This window comes from Streptomyces sp. NRRL B-24572 (assembly GCF_002156145.1).
Lineage (GTDB): Bacteria > Actinomycetota > Actinomycetes > Streptomycetales > Streptomycetaceae > Streptomyces > Streptomyces vietnamensis.
On the sequence record NZ_MWIG01000528.1, the window covers coordinates 1 to 2,935 of the forward strand.

The window sequence follows — 2,935 nt, forward strand, 5'->3', positions numbered from 1 at the left end:
CTGGTGGTGCCGCGCCCCGGGGACTGGCCGTCCGGGGCCGACGTGACGGGCTACTGGTGGCCCGCACGGCCGGACGCCTGGCAACCCCCGGCCGAACTGGTCGACTTCCTCCAGGCCGGCCCGCCCCCGGTGTTCCTCGGGTTCGGCAGCATGGCGCCGGGGGAGGGCGAACGGCTCGGCGAGCTGGTGGCCGCGGCGGTGAAGCGGGCGGGCGTGCGCGCGGTGGTGCAGGCGGGATGGGCCGGACTGAGCGGTCACGGCTCCGACCTCCTGGCCATCGGCGACGTTCCGCACGACTGGCTGTTCCCGCGCACCGCCGCCGTCGTCCACCACGGCGGGGCGGGCACCACCGGGGCCGGACTGCGGGCCGGTGTACCCGCCGTGCCCGTCCCCGTCATGTACGACCAGCCGTTCTGGGCGTCCCGGCTGCACGCGCTGGGGGTCGCCCCGCGGCCCGTGCCGTTCCAGGACCTCACCGCCGAAGCCCTCGGCGATGCCGTCACGGCCTGCCTGACCGAGCCGGCCCTCCGCCGCCGCGCGGCCGAACTCGCCCGCGGGATCGCGGCGGAGGACGGCGCGGCGCCGGTGCTCGCCCACATCGACACCGTACGCGCCGGGTGACGGACGAGGAGGGCTTCCCGTAGGGGGCGGGGACCCCGCCCCCTACGGTCGAGGTCCGTCAGGCCGTGACCAGACCCAGATCGGCCGCCAGACGGGCCCGGTGCCAGGCCGGCGGGCCGAAGAGCTGGGCCGAGCCGTGCGCCCGCTTGAAGTAGCGGTGGGCGTCGTGCTCCCAGGTGATGCCGATGCCGCCGTGCAGTTGGATCATCTCGCCGGCCACCGCCGAGAACGCCTCCGAGCAGGCGGACTTGGCGGCGGCCGCCAGCCGCGTCAGCTCCTGATCGCCCGCGGCGGCGGCGAAGGAGGCGCCGAGCGCGGCCGAACGCGCCGACTCCACCAGGACGTACGCGTCGGCCAGGCGGTGCTTGACCGCCTGGAAGGAGCCGATCGCCCGGCCGAACTGGACCCGCTCCCGCGCGTAGGCGAGGGTGACTTCGAGGCAGCGCGCGGCGGCGCCGACCTGTTCGGCGGCGAGCGCCGCGCACGCCAGGTCCAGTACGTGCGCGAGGACCCGGTCGCCCTCGCCCTCCACCCCCACGAGACGGCCCTCCGCCTCCGTGAGCACCACGCGCGCCTGCGCCCGGGTGGAGTCCATCGTCACCGCCGCCCCACGCCCCACGCCCGCGCCGTCCACGGGCACCTCGAAGAGCGAGACGCCCGCTCCCGAACGGGCCGCCACGAGCAGCACCCCGGCTGTCGCGCCGTCGAGGACGTGCTCCTTGGTGCCGGTGATCCGCCACGTACCGCCGGGCCCGGCGGTGGCCTCCGCCCGTACGGCCGAAGGGTCCCAGGAACCGGCCTCGGCCCACGCCAGGGCCCCCACCGCGGCGCCCGAGGCCAGGTCAGGAAGGAGCCGTGCGCACGCCTCCCCGTCGCCCGAGGCGAGCAGCGCCTGTGTCACGAGGACCGCGGAGCCGAGGTACGGGACGGGGCTCAGCTCCCGTCCCAGCTCCTCCACCACCACATGGACCTCCCCGGCCCCGTACCCGGCGCCGCCGTACTCCTCGGGCACGGCGAGACCCGCGACGCCGATCTGCTCGGTCAGCGGCCGCCAGGCCGCTTCCCCCGGATGCCGTCCGAGCACGGCCCGCACGGCGGACCGCAGTTCCTCCTGCTCCTCCGTCGGCCTCATGCCTCTGCTCCTCTCGATGTCGTACGGGTACGGGGCTGCTCGTCCGGCGTCGCCGGGTCCTCCGGGTCCTCCGCCGACAGGTCCCGGCCCCGGGTCTCGGCCGTGCGCCAGACGGCGAGCGCGGTCACGAGCCCGCAGACGACGGCGAGCACCACGAGGGGCGTGCTGCGGATGTCCTCGGAACCGGAGAGCAGGCTCCCGGCGAACATCGGGGTGAATCCGCCGCCGATCAGCGCGGCCAGCTGGTAGCCCAGCGAGGCGCCGGTGTAGCGGACCCGGGTGCCGAACATCTCCGAGAGCAGCGGCCCGAGCGGCGCGTACATCGCGGACTGCACCACCTGGCCGAGGACCATGCCGAGGATCAGCAGCGTGTTCGAGCGCGCGTCGACCAGGGCGTAGACCGGGAAGGCGAGCAGGACGACGCCCGCCGCACCGCCGAGGACGACGGCCCGGCGGCCCACGCGGTCGGAGAGCGCGGAGAACAGCGGGATGGACACGAGGCCCGTGACCGAGGTGAAGAGCAGCCCGGTCATCACCTCGGAGGTGGCGTATCCGATGGCCGTGGCGTACGTGAGCATGAACGTGCTGATCAGCGCCGTCAGCGCGAACGGGCCGATGCCCACGGCACACGCGAGGACGAGGTTGCGGGGCCTGCGCAGCACCTGCGCCAGCGGAACGCCGGGAGCCTCACCGGCGCCGCGCTCCTGCGCCGCCTGCCGGAACAGCGGGCTCTCCGAGATGCTGACGCGCACGTACAGGCCGATCCCGAGAAGCACCGCGCTGAACAGGAACGGGACCCGCCAGCCCCAGGACAGGAAGGAGTCGTGGGGGAGCAGCGAGGCGAGGGTGACGGCGACCGTGGAGAGCAGGAAGCCGATGGGGGAGCCCATCTGCATCACGCCGCTCCACAGGCCCCGGCGCTTCGGGTCGGCGTGCTCGACGACCATGAGCGTCGCACCCGCCCACTCCCCGCCGATGGCGACGCCCTGGACGACGCGGAACAGCACCAGGAGCACGGGAGCCGCGACGCCGATCGTCCCGTACGTCGGGAGGACGCCGATCAGGAAGCTCGCCACGCCCATGAGGGCCATGGTGAGGACGAGCATGGACTTGCGGCCGAGCCGGTCGCCGAAGTGGCCGAAGACGGCGCCGCCGAGCGGGCGCGCCACATAACCGGCGGCG

General features: G+C 74.9%; 3 protein-coding genes. 1 reads left to right on the plus strand and 2 read right to left on the minus strand.

Features of this window, described 5'->3' with window-relative positions; translation table 11 throughout:
- Positions 1-621: nucleotide disphospho-sugar-binding domain-containing protein (locus tag CCN56_RS28945; protein WP_143664654.1), on the plus strand; the 621-nt coding region annotated here is incomplete at its 5' end.
- A 58-nt stretch (positions 622-679) separates the two neighbouring features.
- On the opposite strand, the gene CCN56_RS28950 is transcribed toward CCN56_RS28945, so the two are convergent.
- Positions 680-1,753, minus strand: a complete 1,074-nt coding sequence (locus CCN56_RS28950; protein WP_086830934.1) for an acyl-CoA dehydrogenase family protein — start codon at positions 1,751-1,753, stop codon at positions 680-682.
- A partial coding sequence (locus tag CCN56_RS28955; protein ID WP_256962219.1) for an MFS transporter occupies positions 1,750-2,935 on the minus strand: 1,186 nt, incomplete at its 5' end. The genes CCN56_RS28950 and CCN56_RS28955, both read right to left, overlap by 4 nt.

Excerpts from the sequence above, each read along its gene's own strand:
- CCN56_RS28950 (WP_086830934.1), bottom strand. The coding sequence starts at position 1,753 with ATGAGGCCGACGGAGGAGCAGGAGGAACTGCGGTCCGCCGTGCGGGCC.